The 19,238-nt window shown below is 57.4% G+C and carries 13 protein-coding genes; 2 read left to right on the forward strand and 11 right to left on the reverse strand.

Going from position 1 to position 19,238, the window contains the following annotated elements:
* The first annotated feature begins 82 nt into the window (after positions 1–82).
* Positions 83–2,164 (forward strand): multicopper oxidase domain-containing protein, encoded by a 2,082-nt coding sequence (locus QEV83_RS19200; RefSeq protein WP_280129242.1) that lies wholly within the window; start codon positions 83–85, stop codon positions 2,162–2,164.
* Between the two features lie 488 nt (positions 2,165–2,652).
* Here the strand turns inward: QEV83_RS19200 and QEV83_RS19205 are convergent, their stop codons facing one another.
* Complete coding sequence (locus QEV83_RS19205; RefSeq protein WP_280129243.1) at positions 2,653–4,821, reverse strand: TonB-dependent receptor; 2,169 nt, start codon at positions 4,819–4,821, stop codon at positions 2,653–2,655.
* Between the two features lie 194 nt (positions 4,822–5,015).
* Here QEV83_RS19205 and QEV83_RS19210 point away from each other — a divergent pair, with 194 nt between their 5' ends.
* On the forward strand, positions 5,016–7,022 hold the full coding sequence (locus QEV83_RS19210) for an acetyl/propionyl/methylcrotonyl-CoA carboxylase subunit alpha (RefSeq protein ID WP_280131149.1): 2,007 nt from the start codon (positions 5,016–5,018) through the stop codon (positions 7,020–7,022).
* Here QEV83_RS19210 and QEV83_RS19215 read toward each other — a convergent pair.
* The 10 genes from QEV83_RS19215 to QEV83_RS19260 form a co-directional block, all read right to left on the reverse strand.
* Positions 7,006–8,442, reverse strand: coding sequence for an APC family permease (locus QEV83_RS19215; RefSeq protein WP_280129244.1), 1,437 nt, complete (start codon positions 8,440–8,442; stop codon positions 7,006–7,008). The two genes, QEV83_RS19210 and QEV83_RS19215, sit on opposite strands and share 17 nt — an antisense overlap.
* 9 nt (positions 8,443–8,451) lie before the next feature.
* A complete protein-coding gene (locus QEV83_RS19220) occupies positions 8,452–9,819 on the reverse strand; it encodes a sigma-54 dependent transcriptional regulator (RefSeq protein ID WP_280131150.1) in 1,368 nt (455 codons plus the stop codon).
* An 8-nt stretch (positions 9,820–9,827) separates the two neighbouring features.
* Entirely contained in the window at positions 9,828–12,107 is a 2,280-nt protein-coding gene (locus QEV83_RS19225; RefSeq protein WP_280129245.1) for a PAS domain-containing sensor histidine kinase, read from the reverse strand.
* 220 nt (positions 12,108–12,327) lie between these two features.
* Positions 12,328–13,308, reverse strand: coding sequence for an N-acetyl-D-Glu racemase DgcA (gene dgcA, locus QEV83_RS19230; protein WP_280129246.1), 981 nt, complete (start codon positions 13,306–13,308; stop codon positions 12,328–12,330).
* 78 nt (positions 13,309–13,386) lie between these two features.
* On the reverse strand, positions 13,387–14,634 hold the full coding sequence (locus tag QEV83_RS19235) for a DUF4010 domain-containing protein (protein WP_280129247.1): 1,248 nt from the start codon (positions 14,632–14,634) through the stop codon (positions 13,387–13,389).
* Between the two features lie 27 nt (positions 14,635–14,661).
* On the reverse strand, positions 14,662–15,360 hold the full coding sequence (locus QEV83_RS19240; protein WP_280131151.1) for a VIT1/CCC1 transporter family protein: 699 nt from the start codon (positions 15,358–15,360) through the stop codon (positions 14,662–14,664).
* A 121-nt stretch (positions 15,361–15,481) separates the two neighbouring features.
* Positions 15,482–15,862 carry a copper resistance protein CopC gene (locus tag QEV83_RS19245; RefSeq protein WP_280129248.1) on the reverse strand — a complete coding sequence of 127 codons (381 nt, stop codon included), beginning with the start codon at positions 15,860–15,862 and terminating at the stop codon, positions 15,482–15,484.
* An 85-nt stretch (positions 15,863–15,947) separates the two neighbouring features.
* Positions 15,948–16,883 carry a copper homeostasis membrane protein CopD gene (gene copD / locus QEV83_RS19250; RefSeq protein WP_280129249.1) on the reverse strand — a complete coding sequence of 312 codons (936 nt, stop codon included), beginning with the start codon at positions 16,881–16,883 and terminating at the stop codon, positions 15,948–15,950.
* A 116-nt stretch (positions 16,884–16,999) separates the two neighbouring features.
* Positions 17,000–17,365 carry a copper homeostasis periplasmic binding protein CopC gene (gene copC, locus QEV83_RS19255; RefSeq protein ID WP_280129250.1) on the reverse strand — a complete coding sequence of 122 codons (366 nt, stop codon included), beginning with the start codon at positions 17,363–17,365 and terminating at the stop codon, positions 17,000–17,002.
* Between the two features lie 10 nt (positions 17,366–17,375).
* The gene (locus QEV83_RS19260; protein ID WP_280129251.1) at positions 17,376–18,392 is read right to left on the reverse strand and encodes a hypothetical protein; all 1,017 of its coding nucleotides are present in this window, start codon (positions 18,390–18,392) and stop codon (positions 17,376–17,378) included.
* Positions 18,393–19,238 lie beyond the last annotated feature (846 nt).

Below are 19,238 nucleotides of genomic sequence, written 5' to 3' on the forward strand. Positions count from 1 at the left end.
ACTTTATAATTCTTGCTTTTCCATCAAGCCTCCACCATTGCACACGATATTATCGTGTTACTCACGTGAATTGGAGGATGGCATGGAAGTCCCAGCTTCGGAGCGCTTGCGTCAGGTGCTGGCTGCTTTCGCTTTCTTATTTTCCGCGGGCGCGGCGGGCGCGGTTGACCTTCAAGAGCCGGTCACGCTGCAAAGCAAGAAAGGCGTGCTCGATATTCTGCTCGTCGCCAAGGCGGCTACGATTCCGTCTCTCTCACCGTTGAACCCGACAGGCTGGGTTTATGACATTTGCCTCAATCCTCACAATGGAGCAAATGATTGCCCGGCCGTGGCCGGTTCGCCCAATCTTTATGGCGGCACCCGCTTGCAACTCTCGCAAGGCGACACGCTGAAAATTCATCTCGTGAACAAGCTGCCGCTGATCACTGACTCCGATCACGCGCAAGACCCCGACGAAGCGTTCCTGGCTCTCAATCCAACGAACATCCATACACACGGTTTGATCGTGTCGCCGCATTATCCATCAAAGTCCGATCCAACCTATGGCGACAATGTTTTCGTGCTAACGTTCAATTCGGCCAATGGTGCTCCTATTGTGAGCCCGCACATTCATGGCGTGGTTGCCTTCGATTCGACCGACTATTCCATCAAAATACCAGCGCATCATCCCTCGGGACTTTACTGGTTCCATCCCCATGCGCATGGGATCGCGCTCAATCAAGTCACGGCGGGCATGGCGGGCATTATTACCATTGGGAATACCAAAGATTATCTTTGTAACGATGCGGGCTGCGCGACTTTCTCCAAGACGATCGGGGTCCGCCATATCATCCTGAAAGACACGCAGGTTTTGGCGGATGGCACGCTCAAGGATCAAGAGGATCCCGACTTTTGCCTGCCGCCTAATGAAATCTCGCTCGCCGGCCCATTGGGGCAGGGGTATTGCCCAGGCCAGGATCATAGCGGCGATGAGGGCGGCAATTACACGGGTGGGCGCTGGTTCTTTACCATCAACGGGCAACAATTTCCCAATATCCCGATGACGGCGGCGGGCGGTGAAATCTGGCGCATCACCAATGCGTCTGCCAGTATTACATATGATCTGCGACTCTGGAATCCTGCGCAACAGCAGGACATGATCGTTCAAGTGCTTTCGATCGATGGCGTTGGCATCAGTCCCGAAGCCGGACTTTCATCGCAGGCGATGGCGCAGATCATCGGCAACAAAGTGAGTCCGCTACCCTGTCCGGGCGTCACCGCAGCATCCGACAGCAAATCCGGCGTTCAACCGCTCTGCACCAAACGCCTTCTCATGATGCCAAGCACGCGGGCGGAAATCAGAGTCGCTTATCGCGATGCCACGGGGGCCTTGACCACGCCGCCACCTGGTGCGCAAGCAATCTTTCGCACCGCTGGATTCGTCACTGGACCTGACGGCGACACTTGGCCGGCGGTCGATCTCGGCACCGTGCTGTTTGAAAGCCCGGCGGCGAAAGCCAAAGCTCCCGCCGCACTGAGCGTCAATGGCGGTGCCGCGGGTCTGATGGTGCCTCGCGCGCTTGCCTCGGACTTGATCTCCGCCAATGTCGCGGTTGGCGAGGATCCAACCTGCAAGACATTGCCGAAAAATCACAAACGCCGGATCTTTTTCAACGCGCCGACTGATAATCCGGATGCATTCGGACTGGGATATGAAGAGCTTGATGAACACAATGTCCCGGTGCCAGGCACATTCATGGATGTAAAGTCTTTCGATCCAATGCGTCCGACCGTGTGCTTGCCGTTGGGAGCAGGCAACGCGCCGGTCACGGAGCGTTGGCAACTCGTCAACCTCGCAGGCGAAGACCACAATTTCCACATGCATCAAGTCAGATTCCGCGCTTTGTCTGCCGCCGAACTCGATCAGACCAGTCTGCCGAGCACGATCTCTGGTCAGGGTGTGCTGCTTGACAGTGTGCCGCTGACACATGCTGACGGTATTTGTGCAAGTGTCGATGACTGGCGCAAAGGCGCGTGTACGGCGCATCCGGTCACGGTGGATATTCCTTTCGCGGTCGCCGGAGATTTCGTCTATCACTGCCATATTCTCGAACATGAGGACGGCGGCATGATGGCGCGCATTCGTGTCAGGCCAAACACCAGCCAAGCTGCGGGGTTGCGTTAATAGCAGACTCAGACTTTCCGTTGATCTGGAACTAATCGTGCGGATTGAAAGATGGCCGAAGCAGCGTTTGCTTCGGCCATCTTTCAATTATGCCAAAACAGAACGAGCAAAAGGATGATTGGCAAAGGTACTCCTAGTAGCCAAAGCAGGGCACCGCGTCCGATTCCCATCGTTGTTCCTCCTGAGTTATTGCAGGTGGCCTTCTAACGACATCAACAGGAACTGGTTCCATCGAGGGAAGAGTCTTCGATCCAATTTCGATCGACCGTGGCTTGACAGGAAGCGCCGTCACTAGATGCTTTGCGAGTTAAGAGGGATTACGCACGGCGCATCTGAATATCGCGAATATCCGTGTCGTAGTCCCCGGTAATATCGTCTCTCACACGGATTGGTCGGGCTGCGGGGCCGTGTGAGCGCCGCTCTTCCGGGACAAAGAGCTCGATGCGAGTTAGCACAACTTCACTATGGAGAAAAAATTTCACGCGATATTAAAACCGCTGAGTCATCCCCACAAGGATCGCGCGGCGGGTGCCAAATTGCGGCGCGCCGACGCCAACCCCGGATCCATCGCGGATTTCATAGATCGCGTCACCGATATTCAAGACATCGAGGCGAAGTTCGGTTCCTTGGCCGATCCCGAGATCGAGTTTTTGGATGATGGTGGCATTGACGACCATATAGGCTGGCGGCGATCCGCCGTTTGGCACGGTTGGCGTGCTGGAGCGCAGGCCGCTTTGCGCCAAGAGATCGGCTGACACACGGGTTTGGTATTTTGTGCCTTGGTTGAAGGTGTAGGCCATGCCCGCCGAGCCAGTCCATGTCTGATCATGGTCGAGATGGATATAGTTTTGCGCGATGTAAGCCAGTTCGTCCGGCGCGAAATTGAACTGCGCGGAGTTGATGTTTGTTCCCATGGCGCGCGAATAGGCGGCATTGCCATAGACCGAATATGGCCCCTGGTCGTAACTTACGGTGAAGATTCCCCCTGCGACATAGGCCTTGGCGTAATTGAACGCGGTTAAAATGATCGGTGCGCCGAATTGGCCTTCGTCGATGAGATTTGTCGCGAGTTTGTAATAGCCATCGAGACCGATTGTGAGGCCAGGGGCGAAAATTTGATTAACTCCAATATCGAAATAATGCGACCGCTCCGCCCTGACGATGCCGTCCTGTTGGACTGCTGGGGCCGCCGTCGTATTGTTGAAAAGCGCGATCGCCGCCGGGGCGACGAGTTCGAAAGGCGGCGGCACGAAATAGCGGGAATAGCCGGCATGGACTGTTGCGGACTCGGTTGCCTTCATGACCAAATTCACACGTGGGCTCACCTGTTTCTCATTGGTGAACTGATTCACCGCGTCGAAGCGCACACCGGCGTTGAGAGTCAGGGCCGGCAAAAGCCGCCATTCATCCTGAAGGTAGACTCCATAAAGACCGCCGTTCCGGGCGCCATTATCGACAACGCTAAGCGGCACATCCGAAGTCTGGACGCCTGTCGCATCGGCAGGTAGCACGAAAGAATTTGTGTCAAAGGCCGTGGTCTCAACCTGCCCGAGGAAGCCACCGCGCAACGTGTGGCAGTCGTTGATCCGCCAGCTTGCATCGGCCTGTACGCCCTCCGCGAGGTCGGACCGCCGCGCGAAAGGGGTCACTCCGTTGAACAAGAGGCCGCCGATCACGTCAGGACTAAAGGACAGAACACTGTTGCGGACAAAGGCCGAGAGTTGCATATCGAAATCATCGACATGCTTTTGCAGTGACAGCACGCCGAATTGGTTTGACTCGTGCTGGACCTCGTTGAGGATGTTGCTGTTGAATGAGGTTATTCCCAGCACGTTGAGACCAAGAGAGGGAATTTGGCCAGGGTTGTTGGGAATTTGAAACCGCCCGTCGAAAGCGCCACCGAACACGCTCACCCGCGTATTGGGATCGATAATGCCCGACATATAGGAAAAGCCGTGGAGCTGCTGTGTCGTGTCGTGAATTGCATTGTAGTTCGCGGCGGGGTTCTCGATGCCACGGCCGTTCGCCAAATAATCACCGGTGAAAAACCAATCGACTGGACCTTCGTGGCCGCCATATTCGAAGCTTGGCTGCAGCCAATTGAAGCTTCCCCCATACATGGTGATAGCCATACCGGGATTCGTGAGACCGGTCTTGGTCTGGATGTCCAATACGCCAGCGGTAAAAAATCCATATTGCGCGGGCAGCGCACCGGTAAGCAGCGAAATGCTGTTGGCGAAGCGGGTTTCGAGGGCCTGCCCGAAGACCGAGAGACCCTCGGGCAACTGCACGCCATTGATCCTGAATTGCACATTGGCATGATCGCCGCGCACATGAATCTGGCCAAAACTGTCCTGCGCAACGGCAGGCATTTGCAGCATGACCTGGTTTAAGGGTGCGTTTTCGCCTTGTGGGATCGTCTCAAGCGCCTCTGGGCCAAAGTAATAGGTACTGGCGCCGAGGCTCGGCTGAATTTGAAGACGCGCGGAGTCGAGTTGTTGCGAGATGACTTCGAGTGTTTCGAGAGTGATGGTCGCTGTCCCAGCGTCGGTTGATGCTTGAGACGGTGGGGCGGGACTCTCCGTAAAAGCGGGAGTGGCGGCAAGTGTCAGGACGACGGTGCTCATTTTTACCCGTCCACGGGGTACGAACAGCATGATCTTTTCCTTTGATTTCATCCGGCGCTGGGATCGGTCGTATCATATGTTATATCATTACATTGTTGCCGTTTAGACACAGCCGGCCGAATTTTATGCTATGGACGCGGCGGACCAGCTTGAATGCGACCCCGGACGGCAAAGAGGCCGAGGTTGCACCACGCGAAGGGCACGTACCCATTCCGGGGCTTTGGATGTTCAAAAAAATCCTTATTGCGAACCGGGGTGAGATCGCTTGCCGGGTGATCGCAACAGCGCGCCAGATGGGGATTGCAACGGTCGCCGTCTACTCCGATGCCGACAGGGACGCGCTGCATGTGGGGATGGCGGATGAGGCGGTGCGGATCGGGCCTCCGCCCGTGGCCGAAAGCTATCTTGCCATCGAAAATATCATCGCGGCATGCAAGACGGCGGGCGCCGACGCGGTCCATCCCGGCTATGGGTTTTTGTCGGAGCAGGCGACATTCCCACGCGCCTTGGCAGCCAGCAACATCGCTTTTATCGGCCCCAATCCGAGAGCCATCGAAGCGATGGGCGATAAGATCGAAGCCAAGAAGCTCGCGCAAAATGCTGGCGTTACAACAGTGCCGGGGTTTTCCGGCGTCATCGATGACGCGCCAATGGCGGCCGCGATTGCCAAGGATATCGGCTATCCGGTGATCCTCAAAGCTTCAGCCGGCGGCGGCGGAAGAGGAATGCGCATTGTCGAATCAGGGGAGGGGATTGCCGAAGGCTTTGCCCGCGCCACATCGGAAGCAAAGAGCGCTTTCGGCGATGGCCGGGTTTTTATGGAAAAGTTCATCGCCGATCCGCGGCACATTGAAATCCAGGTGCTGGGGGATCAGCATGGAAACCTTATTCATCTTGGCGAACGCGATTGTTCGATCCAGCGCCGCCATCAGAAAGTCATCGAGGAGGCGCCATCCCCTTTCATTGACGAGAAGACCCGCGACAAGATGGGCGAACATGCAATCGCCCTGGCCCGCGCGGTAAAATATGATTCCGCTGGAACTGTCGAATTCATCGCCACGCAAGAGGGAAAATTCTATTTTCTCGAAATGAACACAAGGCTTCAGGTCGAGCACCGGGTGACCGAACTCATCACCGGCATCGACATCGTCGAGCAGATGATACGTTCGGCTGCCGGTCAGAGACTGGCTCTGGCGCAAACCGATGTCCGTTTCGAAGGTTCGGCGATCGAAAGCCGCATCCTGGCCGAAGATCCGGGCCGCAACTTTCTGCCCTCTGCGGGGCGTCTCAAGACGTACCGCCCGCCTGGTGGCGAAGAAAGTGATGGCACTGCACTGCGCATCGATTCAGGTGTCCACGAAGGAGACGAAGTTTCCATCCATTACGATTCGCTGATCGCGAAGCTCGTAACCCATGCACCTCATCGAACGACAGCGATCGAGGCGCAGGCGCGAGCGCTTGATCGTTTCGTCATTGAAGGGGTTGCCAACAACATCGCGTTTCTTGCTTCCGTGATGGGGCATGAACGCTTTCGCGCGGGACGGCTCTCGACGGGATTTATCGCGGAAGAATATCCGCGCGGCTTCACGCCGCTTGCACCGCAAGGTGAAGTCTCGGTGCTGTTCGCCTGTGTGGCGGCGGCAATCGATCACGTAATGAATGAGCGCAAACGCAAGATTTCCGGACAAGTGCCTCTTCCGCAACCGCTGAAGTTTACCCGGATGCGCTCGGTCATGCTCGGCAAGATGCGGCATGACGTGACTCTCGATGATGGAAGCGAAGGTCTCGCCGTTTGCTTCGAGGAGACCAAACGTGCGTGCCTTTGCGTTTCTCATTGGGTGCCAGGCCAGCCAGTCTGGATGGGCACGATCGATAGCGAAGCGCTCGCGGTCCAAGTGCGCCCGCTCCTCAACGGTATCCATTTGACGCATGGTGGTTTTGGTGCGGACGCACGCGTCTATACCCGGCGGGAAGCAGAATTGGCTCTACTCGTCCCAGAGAAAAAGCCGCCGGCGGGGTCCAATGTCCTGTGCTGTTCAATGCCTGGCCTTGTCAAAACAATCTCCGTGATCGCCGGGCAGTCGGTAAGAACCGGCGAAACGCTCTGCATCATTGAAGCGATGAAAATGGAAACCGCCGTTTGCGCGGAATTCGACGCGACGGTTGCGAAAATACACGTTCAGCCCGGCGACATCCTCGCTTCCGATGCGATCATCATGACATTTGAGTAATCTTGGCAGATTCCGGCGGGTCCGTGTAAAAGCTGCTCTTATAGAGTCGGCGATAGTAGCAGAGGGGCACAATGCCGATCAGGATCGTACCCATGCTTATCGCGGAGACGCGAAAGCCTAGTTGGGGCAGTTCATAAAGTCCGACGCTGGCGACGAAGAACGCGGATGTCAGCGGAACAATCCCCGCCAGCACGAAAATCTTCCAGCTCGTGAACAGCAAATGACGATAATACCAAACGCAGGCAATGCCAACCAGCGCATAGTAGAATGAGACCTGCACACCAATCGCATTGATGAGTTCGCTCATCAATTGATTGAGGCTTGGCACCGTGGCTGAGGCAGCGAAGAGAACAAGCGAGACAAACGCCACAGCGATGCCCGCGAGCCACGGCGTCTGGAAGCGCGGATGCAGCCAGCCCATGGGCTGGCCGATCACCCCGTCGCGGGCCATCGAGAACAACAGCCGCGTGCATTGAAGGAGCTGTGTTTGGAGCGTCGCAACCGCGCTCACCATCACTGTCAGAACCGCAATGGCGCTCCAGGGCTGGCCGAGTGCCACATGGCCGAGAGCCGGAAGCAAATTTGCGGCGTTTACCTGGATCTCATCGGACGTCAAGGCCATCTGGATGGCGACTTGCGCGAGGAGAAAAAGGGCAAAGATCACGAGCACGCCGGCGATGCCGCCGAAGCCAGCCGTCTGTTTGGCATTTTTTGTTTCTTCCGCGAGATTGGACGACACGTCCCAGCCGAAAAAATAGAAGATCGCGACAAGCATTCCGGCTGAGAAGGAATTGAAGGAGCCGAAACGGGATGGCATGAACCAGTCCCAGGAAAAGGCGGCTGCGGGTGCCATGCGCGAGTGCCAGATCGCAAGTCCGCCGATTAGGATCACGGCAGCCACTTCGATCAATGTCAGCACGGCCTGGACTTTGGCGGTCGCGGTGATACCCAATGTCACGAGCGCCAGCACGCCCAGGAACCAGAGGGTGCCGATCGCTGTCGCCCAAAGGACATTATGAAGTTGACCTGGCGCGACAAGATCTAGCGTAGCTTCGCCAGCCGGAAGCGCAGCGGCGACCATGAAGATCGTCGAAAGGCTGAGCAGCGCCCACCCCGCGATGAATCCGAGTGCGGGATGGATCGCGCGTCCGACCCAGGCGTAGGCAGCTCCTGCGTCCGACCGCCACAAATTGAGATAGGAGAAAGCTATCGTGGTGCCAGTCATCGGGAGAAATGCGATCAGTAGCGCTGCCGGTCCGGCGAGGCCCACGGCGGCGATCAGTGCCGCGGTGCTGGCGGTGATCGAGTAGGCCGGTGCCGAACCGGCGACGGCCATGATGGCAGAATCGAGAAGACCAAGCGCCCCCTTCCTCAACGAATGTTCCGTCGAACCTTTGTGCGGCTCCAAAATGTATTGCATGATCCAGGCTTAATCGACCTGCAGCGACTTCAATTTGCGGTGCAAGGCCGAGCGCTCCATGCCGATGAATTCAGCGGTGCGCGAAATATTGCCGCCGAACCGGTTGAGCTGGGCGACGAGATATTCCCGCTCGAAGACTTCCCTCGCGTCCCGCAGCGGCAAGCTCATCAATTTCTCGCCGCCAGCGCCATTTGGAGTCGAAGGAACAAGAGCACCAATCTCGGACGGCAGCATATCGGCGGTGACCGGTGCCTCTGGATCGCCGCTGGCAAGGATCATCAGCCGCTCGACGTTGTTGCGCAACTGTCTAATATTGCCGGGCCAATCATGCGATTGGAGAACCGCCATAGCGTCGTCGGCGATCACCCGCTTGGGCATGCCGGTCGTGATCGAAAGCTGTTCCATGAAATAGGCGATAAGCTCGGCGATGTCCTCGCGGTGCTCGCTGACCGAGGGGACGCGAACCGGCACAACGGCAAGGCGGTGGAAAAGATCCTCGCGAAAGGCGCCGTCAGCGATCAGCTTTGGAAGGTCGCGCGAGCTTGACGAGATAATACGGACATCGACATGAACGCGGGTCGAACCTCCGACGCGGAGAAAATTCTGTTCGACCAGAACGCGCAGAATTTTACCCTGGGTCTCCTTGGGCATGTCGGCGATTTCGTCGAGGTAGAGCGTGCCGCCATGGGATTCCTCGAGCGCACCGACTGTACGGGGGCGTCCCTCCTTGGCTTCGACGCCGAACAATTCCATTTCCATTGTTTCCGGCTCGATCGTCGCCGAGTTAATGGTGATGAATGGACCGTTCACACGGGCTGACGCATCATGGATGCTTCGTGCCGCCAGTTCCTTACCGGCGCCCGGCGCGCCGGTGATCAAGATCCGTGAATTGGCTGGCCCCACCCGTTCGATCACCTGGCGCAATTGATTGATAGCGGTCGACCGGCCGACAATCTTGTTGCTACGTCCAGCACGCGTTCGCAGCTCCGTCACTTCGCGCTTCAATCGTGAGGCTTCCAGTGCGCGCTCGGCGACCAGCACCAAACGATCCGCCTTGAACGGCTTTTCGATAAAATCATAGGCTCCAAGCTTGATCGCGGAAACCGCCGTCTCGATATTTCCGTGACCGGAAATCATGACGACTGGAAGCGCAGGATTCTGGTCCTTGATGATCTTCAGCAATTGGAGACCGTCAAGCCGCGATCCTTGCAGCCAAATATCGAGGAAGACGAGGGTAGGACGCCTTGCTGCGATAGCGTTCAACGCTTCGTCGGAATTCTTGGCTGTCCGCGTGCCGTGACCTTCGTCCGACAAAATTCCCGAAACAATTTCGCGAATATCGGCTTCGTCGTCCACTATCAGGATATCGCTCGCCATGACGACTTTCATGCTCCTCTTTTGATTTCGGCCGGCAGGATTTCCTCGGCGGATTTGTCCACATCGCCGGATTCTTGTCCGTCAAGTTCATGTCCCAAGGGAAAAAACATCCTGACCCAGGCGCCCCGCCCAGCCGGTGCATCCCGCAGTTCGAGCCCGCCGCCGTGATCGGCAAGAATTTTGGCGACGATCGGCAGCCCGAGGCCCGTGCCGTCGGACCGCGTCGTCATGTAGGGTTCAAGCAGTCTTTGCCGGTTTTCCTTGGGAAAACCCATGCCATTGTCGATCACATCGACGGAGACAATGCGCCCAGCTACCCCAACCGCGACCGATATCTTGCCGTGGAAGTCCGGTTCATCCGAGTGCACGGCGATCCCTTCGGTGGCGTTCTTGACAATGTTTGTGAGGGCTTGGGAGAAAAGCCGCCGGTCGAAGGGAACGCGGACTGGAGCGTCCGGCGTCTTGTCTTCGAAGTCTATGTCGGGATGCGCGACCCGCATCAGAAACAGAACTTGACGCACGCACTCACTCAAATCGCCGCTTTCGAGGCGTGCCCTCGGCATGCGGGCGAACGACGAAAATTCATCGACCATGCGCTTGATGTCGTCGACCTGCCGGATGATCGTGTCGGTGCATTGATCAAAAATATCGCGGTCTTGTCCGATAAGGCGCCCATATTTGCGCTTTAACCGCTCGGCGGAGAGCTGAATTGGCGTCAGCGGGTTTTTAATTTCATGGGCGATGCGGCGGGCGACATCGGCCCAGGCCGCCGTCCGCTGCGCGGTCACGAGATCGGTGATGTCGTCGAGCGTCACGACGTAACTTTTGTCAGCGCGGTCGCCGGGCTCGCTGGTGATGCTCACATTGAACAAGCGGTCGAGTCCATCGCGGTTCAGGGAGATTTGTCCCTGGACCAGCCGGGATTGGCTCGACCGTGCTTCGTTGAGCAAAGTGTCAATTTCCGGCAGCACCGTTGCGATCGCTTGCCCTGTGATCCGTTCGGCCGTTTCGCCGCCTTGCGGAATCAATTTCTCGGCGGAGGGATTGAGCGCGGTAATTTCTCCCTTGCGCCCGACGCCAACGACCGCGACCGGAACACCGGACAGAACCGCTTCGGTGAAGAGACGCCGCTCATCGATGAGTTTGCTCGCCGCGATCAGCCGATGTTGCTGGAGGCTCAACTCCGAGGTCATCTTGTTGAACGTCTCGCTGAGGTGACCAAGATCGCCTTCGGATTTGCGAACCGCGACTTGAACATGGAGATTGCCAGAGGCGACCTCGTCAGTGGCGGCGATCAGCCGCCGGATCGGCGCGACAAGGCTATCGGCGAAGGAAAGACCAAGCCAGGTGGCCGATAAAAGCATGATGAGCGCGATCAACACGAACATGGTCGCGAAGGCGATTCTGATGCCACTCCTGTGGCTGTCGAACGCATCGTAAAGCGCGACGAGCTTGGCGGCTTGGCGCGGGAACTCCACCGTGAAAGGATCGACCGGGCGGGCGACATATAAAAACGTGTCCTGAAAGGAATTCAGCGTCCTCAAGGCGACGAAGGTTCTGCCTTCATCGAGGATGAGACACATAGGCTCGTTCTTTATGGCGTCGGCGAAATCGGCAGGCTCCGGCCGGACTACGGATTTGCCGACCACAGCGCCGGTATCCACGCGTTCGACCACCGTGCCATCCGACTTCATCAGGGCCGCTGCGGTGAAGCCGAGAAAGCGCGCCCTCGATGCAAAAAATTCACGAAACAGCGGCCGATCCACCTCAAACATCAGCTTGCCGCGTTCGAGATCGGAAGCGGTCAATCTCGCCTCCTGAAGCAGCGACTTGCATTGGCCTTCGCGAAACAAACGCGCCGCGTCGATCGTATTGTGCACGAAACCGCGGCCGTCCTGCATGAAGGAGGGATTGAGACTTCGTTCCAGCGTCACCGACCCAACCCAAGCCATCAGGAGGGCCGGCGCGGCGGCGATAATCGAGAAGAGGCCGACAACCCGGACATGCAATTCCGCCCCGGCAACGCCTGCTCGGCGCGCCGTGAACAGTGCATAGGCCTCGGCCAGGACGATACCAAAAACGAGGAGAATGCACAGGATATTTGCGACAAACAGGCCGAGAACGACGGTATCCGTCGGAGGTATTGGCGTGTAGTTGGAAAAAATAAGAAAGCTGACGAGGCCAATAAAAAGGGCAAGGATGACGGCCACGGGCCCGAAACGGGCCGTGAAACGGGGGTGAGTGCTTTTTCCCCTCAAGATGCGCCGCTTTGCTTTTCGATCACCCATAATTGCCGGCTGGTAAAGGTGAAGAGTCAGTATATCGAATCTGCAATGAAATTTAAAATTGCGTTGCCTTTATATCACGCTGTTGCAAGATTGCGACATTTCCAGGGCCAGAAATCCGTTGGCACTGGAACTGATGCCCATGGCAAAATTGTCGATCTTATTCATAAATCACATTAATAAAAAAGTTTAATTAGTTGTAATATAAATCAAAATATTGTTTCTAACCCCATAATTCCCGGGCCGGAGGGTGAACGGTCGAGCCCGTATAGACGAGACCGCCAGGGCGGTCATGGGCCAGCAACAACGGACCATCAAGATCGACGAAACGCGCCTGACCGGTCAGCAAGAGAGCTGGCGCCATCGACAGCGAGCTGGCGACCATGCAGCCGATCATGAGTCCGAAGCCAAGGCTTTCCGCAAGTTTCATCAAGGCCAATGCCTCGGTCAGCCCCCCCGTTTTGTCGAGTTTGATGTTGATTGCATCATAGCGCTCGCGCAAGGCCTCGAGACCTTGCCGGTCGTGGACGCTTTCATCGGCGCAGACTGGCACAATATGTTGGATTTTGGCGAGCGGCGAGTCTTCGCCCGCGGGCAGCGGCTGCTCGATAAGGCCGACGCCCGCCTTGGCGCAGGCTTCAAAGTTGCGTTCGAGATCTGCCGCCGTCCACGCCTCATTGGCATCCACGATAAGCGCCGCGTTTGGGGCGGCGTCGCGTACAGCCGCGAGTCGTGCTGAATCGCCTTCACCCATCAATTTGATTTTGAGGAGAGGCCGCGCCTGTGCTCTTGCGGCCGCCGCCGCCATTTCAGGAGGACTCCCAGCGGAAATCGTAAAGGCGGTGGTGACGGGCACCGGGGGCGCGACGCCTGCGAGCACATAAGCCGCGACACCGCTTCGCTTGGCGTCGAAATCCCAGAGTGCGCAATCGAGCGCGTTGCGCGCGGCCCCTGGCGGCAGCAGGCTTTGCAGGAGGCTGCGGTCCGCGCCTGCCTCTATTTGCGCATGGACCGATGCAATTTGGGACAGGACGGACTCGACCGTTTCGCCATAGCGCGCATAGGGAACACTTTCCCCGCGGCCGCGAAATGCTCCATCTTCGACGGTTGCCACGACGACGACAGCTTCGCTCTTCGCGCCGCGCGCAATCACGAATTTGCCGAGGATGGGCAAGCGTTCAACGGAGATGGTAAGCCTGGGCATGAGCCTAAATCGAACGAGTCTTGACAGATGCGGATCCCGCCGCCGTCATCGCGGCGAAAAACCATCGATAACGTCAAGTTATGATGGCAGCAACCACCACACTCCCCATGCGGCCAAAATCATCAAAACTAAACCCGGCACGACACGTAAAGCAAATGGCAATCCCCCTGTGTAGACGCATAAGACTGCCTTGGTGACCGTATTTGTGGACAGTGCAAGCAAAATGGGAACCGCAGTTTCGGCGGGTGTCATCCTGCCGTCATTCGCCAATGTGGCCACCGAAATCGCCGCCGAATGGGTATCGGCGAATCCGGCGATCATCGCCGCCACGGTGACACCGGCCGCGCCGAACCATGCGTCGGCGGCTTTTGAGATGAGCAAAATCAGCGTCAGCACCGTCGCGAAAATAAACGCCGACTTTACGCTAAAGGCGCGGCCTTGCTCGTCTGGCTTCTCCGCATTCTGGTGCATGGCGAGGAATGCGAAGGCAACCCCATTGAAGTCAGCGGCAGCGCCTGCAAAAGCGAGTGGCACGACAACAGCCCGCAAAACTTCGATGTTCGTTACGGCCAGCACCACGGCCAACTGAATGGCTGTCGCGAAGGTGGAGAAAATTGCCCCAGCCGCTGCTGGCCAAAGAAGTTCTGGCGTATTGGCCGCCCGCGCGCCCATGCTGGCGATTGTTGCCGTACTGGAAATGAAACCCGATGCAAATCCGGCGATCGGAAGGCCGAAACGGGTGCCGGCGAGCCGGACCGCGATGTGGCCGAGGGCACCGATGGCCATGACAAGGATGACGATGATCCAGATCGCGCGGGGATTGAGAGCGCCGAGAGGCCCCATTGGGTGATTTGGCAGGATTGGCAGCACAATCAAAGTGGCGGCGGCGAAGATCAATGCATCACGGATCTCATCTACGCTCAGCACCGAGCGTGCGAAATGGTGGAGTTCCGTGCGCGCATTCAGCAGGATCGCGATCACGACGGCAGTGGCGGCGGCGAGGCCTGGTCTGCTGACCGCAAGGCCGCCGAGCAACATGGTGCATATGAGAGCGGTTTCCGTCGTGAGACCAGGATCGAGGCCGCGCCCACGCCAATAAGCGAGCGCGATCATGACAAAAATGCCAGCCGTGGCGATGGCAAGCAGAGGCATGCCGCCAACGATGAAGCTGATTGCTCCGGCAAGCGATGCGAGGGTAAAGGTCCGAAGCCCAGCAGGAGAACGTTCAGGCCCTTCTCCCTTCCGGCGCTCGCGGTCCGTACCGATCAAAAGGCCAATGCCAAGCGCGACGGCGAGACTCAAGATCAAAGGATCAAGTCTAAACATTTGCACAAATTTGCGGCGGACGCGCGATCACTTGCCGACCAGCCGCGCAATGGCAAAAGCGGCAGCGGCGGCGAGGGAGCCAATAGCCGCCGTCTGCAAGGCGCTGCGCAAGGGCGCGGCGCCGGTCAATTGCCCTTTCACGCCGCCAAAAATCAGGAGAGCCGCAAGGGTCAGCCCAATCGACACCGGAAGCGCACGGGAAACCGTTGGCAGAAGGAAATAAGGCAAGAGCGGAATGAGACCGCCAACGACATAGGCACCGCCGATCGTCAAGGCGCTTTTGACGGCGCGGCCTGGCACCGGCTCTTCCAAACCAAGCTCGAAACGCATCATGAAATTGATCCAGCGGTCGGGATCGCGGGTCAGCGCGGCCGTCACAGTCTCTGCCAAGTCACGTTCGAGGCCATGCTCACGCAGGATCTGGCGGACTTCCGCTCGCTCGGTTTCAGGTACTAGCTTAATCTCCAATTTTTCGCGCTGGAACTCGGAGTGGTAATGTTCGAGATCCGTGCGCGCGGCGAGATAGCCGCCAAGCCCCATTGCCAGGCCGCCCGCCGCGACTTCGGCGAGTCCGGCGGTTATAATGATGGCTGTCGAGGACACGGCCCCAGAAAGACCCGCCGCGAGGGCGAAGGGAACGGTAAGCCCATCCGCCATTCCAATGACGATGTCGCGGACGAGGGCCGAGGCAAGAAAGTGCTTTTCAATATGCGGTGTCGCCGGCATGGACCACCAGAAGTTGAACCCAGGGCGCGGCAACGCCATCTAAGTCCAGGATATAGCTAGTTAGCGCCCGGCAGCCTGCGCCGCAAGGTAGCGTTGCTGCAATGGACACCACATCGCTGATTCAAGTGACCGTAAAATGAAAAGTTCCGGAGCTTGGACGCTCGCGGATAGAGACAACGAGCCAGCTTACCCGATAGATACCGGGAGGCAGGAGGCGTCCAAGCTTAACGATCACAATCCGCTGGTCGGAAGGATCATTGACAGGCCTGCCAACCGGGATTGCCGCCCCGGTGGAAGCACTAACGCCAACTTTGGACAAGCCGCTAACCACGTCCAAGTCAAAATAGAGCCTGATCTCGCGTGGGGAGCCGCTGACGGTCAATCCGACGCCGGGGACCGCGTGGTCGAGGAGCGCCCCGCCCCTAAACCTCGCATGAGCCAGAGATGCCGGAGCGAAGGCGGCGACACTTCCGGCGGCGGCAATGAAGTAACGGCGATTCACGTTTGTCCTTTAGGTTCGATCTCTTGACTCCGGATTAGCAGCTACGCCGCGCCGACACCTTCAAGCCAGCCGCCGCGGTCGATCTTCATTGCGGCGGCATAGTGATGCCAAGCATGGCCGAAGCACCGAGTACAAAGATACCAATCACCAATTCGAGAGTTATGCTGTTACGAAGCCAGACGATGGGTATCATTCCTTTCAAGGAAGCCGTGCGGAGCTTCGGCATCAAGATGAAACGATTGACGCAGGCAAAGGCGAGCATGGCCGCGACCAGCAATAATTTCTTGAACAGCATATCGCCATAGGCCGAGTCGAAAAGTTTGCCGATAGATCCATTGACGCGAAAAACTGCATTGGCGCCGCCGCTTGCGACAAGCAAGGAAACCGCCGTCATAGCCATGAGAGAGAAACGTGCCAAGATATCGAGAGCAGACTCGCGCGCCTCAGAAGAGCCGAAGCGGCGTTGTTCGATGAGTGCGAGAAGAAGTGGTGGAAGTCCGCCGACCCAGGCAGCCGCAGCGAGGGTATGGACGCCATACACCAAGATCATGATCACGCGGTAAAACCCTCGGCTATCGGCTGAATGACCGAACCAGGATTGGGTAATCAAGAGTATGGCACCGATGATGAGGAGCACGAAGAACCACGTACGATTATGCCAGGGCAGGAATACGATGACGATAGCAACCGCGAGCAGCGTCAATCGGACGAAGGACACCGTGCCGAACGGCGTTTCGAAAAAGAAAAGGCGCAGGTCCTCGGAATCAGTGACGCTATGAACGTCGCTAGTCATATTGATCAAAAGGCAGCCGATCCAGGCGATCGCGGAAAGTGCAGCGATTGGCGCGGCGAAGCGCAGCAAAATAACGGTCGCGCGAAGGGTCCGGGGCAACCCGCCAGGACCGGCCGCAAACCGTTCGTTTCCCATGTAGAGCCAAAAGAACGAGGATCCGAACAACACAAAAACCGACGCGAATTGGATCCAGCGTACGATAACCAGAGGCAGGAAAACCGTCAGCATTGTCGGCAATCCTTGTAAGAGCCGATGATTGACGTTGGTGCGAAATGACGGCCGGGCCTCGCCATTTCGCGACAAGCCCGGCTGGTCGGGTTGAATTGCGCCGCCTGGATATCAGTTCAGGTCACGGTGAAATGAAACGTGCCGGATGTCGGATGTGTATCAACCGAGACCACGTGCCAGCTCACCGTATAGGTGCCGGGCCCCAGCGCACGTCCGAAATGCACGATCAAAACGCTTTGGTCTGACGGATCGTTGACAGCTTTGCTGGTCGGAATCTTACCCCCGGAGCCAACAACCTGGACGCCCGAAAAGGCAACCACCACGCCCTGGGTGAAGTAAAGTCTGAGTTCACGCGGGGAGCCGGAAACATCCATCCCGACACCAGGGACGGCATGATCGAGAAACGCATGAGCGAATGCGGTATCCGCGATGACAGACGAGACGAACCCTACCACAAGTAGAAGCTTTATGAGACGCTGCATGGTTGCCTCCTCAGTACAGATTGTCACCCCGGGCCTGGCGCGGTCCGATGAGCGGCTTGCCAAGCGAATCCGGTAACATATCGTCCAAGAACAAATCCAGGATGGCGAGAGCGCCCACATGCCTCCCACTCGCCCGGTTAATTGGAATGGCTACAACGGCGCCGAGCTCAAATGAAATGGGGCCTAGCCGTCCTAGGTAGTAGAGCCCTGGGCCATATATACCAGTGGTCTCATGCGTGCCTGGAACCGAATCAGGAATCGAGGGGCCAATGTTCGAAATGGGGGTCGAGAAAACAGCTTCGAAGGTGGGAATGAGGTGCCTAAAGAACTCCGGCACTTCATGCACGAAGGAATTCATGTAGAGCAGGCTATATTGCACCGTCGCACCGTAGGTCAAAAACGTGGGGCTCTGGTCGATCGAAAGCGCGCCGGTAGTGGGATCGATGTCAGTTATGCTGACCGGATGCGTGGACCAAGTGTAATCGACCTCGCCAGTCAACGCGAAGGGCTTTAACCACTCGGCTTCGACATCACCAAAACCCTTGCCGATGAACCCTTTTGCCGTGAGTGATGTGACGGTGTCGGCGCCAATGCTGGGATTGCCGGTTCTACCAAATTCGGAACTTCCCGCAACAGACACGATGAATTCATGCTCGTCGTTCTGGTAGGGAGTCCATTTCAACTGCGTTTCGATATTTTGCCATCCGGTCAGGCCGCCAATGCTCCCGTCCGGCCTCACCGTATTCACGAGGTGGGTGAGCGCACTTCCGATTGTGAACGACAAATTGTAAGTGATTGTCTTTTGCCATTCGAATTCATAGTCGAACTCGTTAGAGTTATCCGGATTGGCGACATAAGCGAAAGAAGGGAGAGCCAGTTCGTCATTTACGCCGGGATCGTCAATTGTAAGTGTAGCTGGGAAGACCCGGTTGCCGACGACCGTGTGTGAGAGCGCCGGGCCGGCGCCGGCGAGAGTGGCCGCAGCGGCGAATGCGCCAGCGCACGCCAGGGAAGCTTTGTGAGACATAACAAATCCTCGATCTAAACAGAGGGGTAGCCGTGATCTGCCGCGAGAGGGCGGCGTCCGCAATGCTAGCTGGTCAGACCTGGATGGGTGGTGCGCGCGCCTGCCCATTATGGGTCACAGGCCGTGTGAAGGCGCCGAGATATACGGGCAGGGCGATCGTTCTTAAATGCCGCGGTTGATCGGACGCGTATGCAAATTCCTGAGGCAGTATCGCGGCGGCGCTGTCCGCCAATGGGCAGCAAGGACAATTGTCCTCTTGGCATGGCGGCGGGGAATCGTGCCCGGAGGAACCCGCATGGCCGTAATCTGTCGCGCAGCGAACCAATGCTTGTTCCAGGCCAGTGCTTGCGGATAGATGTCTGGACCCGCTGGCGGCCACGATGAAATGCGAGTCAGCAATCAACGCATGCCTGTGTTGAGCAAACACGAAGGATTGCGCGATGCAGGCAAACAGAATGAACCAACAGCGGACGGCACGCACCCATCCTCTCGCGGACTTACGCGATAATTCCCGGTGCCGGGGAGGTTGGGATAAGGCCGCGCGCACGTGCTACACTTTCCGAACGATGATAACGATTACATTATCAAAAATGCGAGTGTTATCTTCCCGGAGTCAAGCAAGAATCATCTATTGTGCAGGTAACGCTCAGTGAAATACCGCGATTGTAGAGCCCCGTGACTTTCCCGCAACAAGACAAATGCAGGCTGCGAATTGACGACTGTAAGCATTTGATGCCCGCCGGGATAGTTTTCATGAAATTGCCTCGACTTTGCCGCAAGCGGCTGTCAAACCCGCATCATTGATGTCGTTTTTGTTGCCAGGTCTTGTTAACATTGAGGCGGAGC

The sequence above is a fragment of the Methylocapsa sp. D3K7 genome (assembly GCF_029855125.1).
GTDB lineage: Bacteria > Pseudomonadota > Alphaproteobacteria > Rhizobiales > Beijerinckiaceae > Methylocapsa.

Bases quoted from the DNA above. Each gene is read 5' to 3' on its own strand.
- QEV83_RS19200 (WP_280129242.1), top strand. From the start codon at position 83: ATGGAAGTCCCAGCTTCGGAGCGCTTGCGTCAGGTGCTGGCTGCTTTC.
- QEV83_RS19205 (WP_280129243.1), bottom strand. From the start codon at position 4,821: ATGCTGTTCGTACCCCGTGGACGGGTAAAAATGAGCACCGTCGTCCTG.
- QEV83_RS19210 (WP_280131149.1), top strand. From the start codon at position 5,016: ATGTTCAAAAAAATCCTTATTGCGAACCGGGGTGAGATCGCTTGCCGG.
- QEV83_RS19215 (WP_280129244.1), bottom strand. From the start codon at position 8,442: ATGCAATACATTTTGGAGCCGCACAAAGGTTCGACGGAACATTCGTTG.
- QEV83_RS19220 (WP_280131150.1), bottom strand. From the start codon at position 9,819: ATGGCGAGCGATATCCTGATAGTGGACGACGAAGCCGATATTCGCGAA.
- QEV83_RS19225 (WP_280129245.1), bottom strand. From the start codon at position 12,107: ATGGGTGATCGAAAAGCAAAGCGGCGCATCTTGAGGGGAAAAAGCACT.
- dgcA (WP_280129246.1), bottom strand. From the start codon at position 13,308: ATGCCCAGGCTTACCATCTCCGTTGAACGCTTGCCCATCCTCGGCAAA.
- QEV83_RS19235 (WP_280129247.1), bottom strand. From the start codon at position 14,634: ATGTTTAGACTTGATCCTTTGATCTTGAGTCTCGCCGTCGCGCTTGGC.
- QEV83_RS19240 (WP_280131151.1), bottom strand. From the start codon at position 15,360: ATGCCGGCGACACCGCATATTGAAAAGCACTTTCTTGCCTCGGCCCTC.
- copD (WP_280129249.1), bottom strand. From the start codon at position 16,883: ATGCTGACGGTTTTCCTGCCTCTGGTTATCGTACGCTGGATCCAATTC.
- copC (WP_280129250.1), bottom strand. From the start codon at position 17,365: ATGCAGCGTCTCATAAAGCTTCTACTTGTGGTAGGGTTCGTCTCGTCT.
- QEV83_RS19260 (WP_280129251.1), bottom strand. From the start codon at position 18,392: ATGTCTCACAAAGCTTCCCTGGCGTGCGCTGGCGCATTCGCCGCTGCG.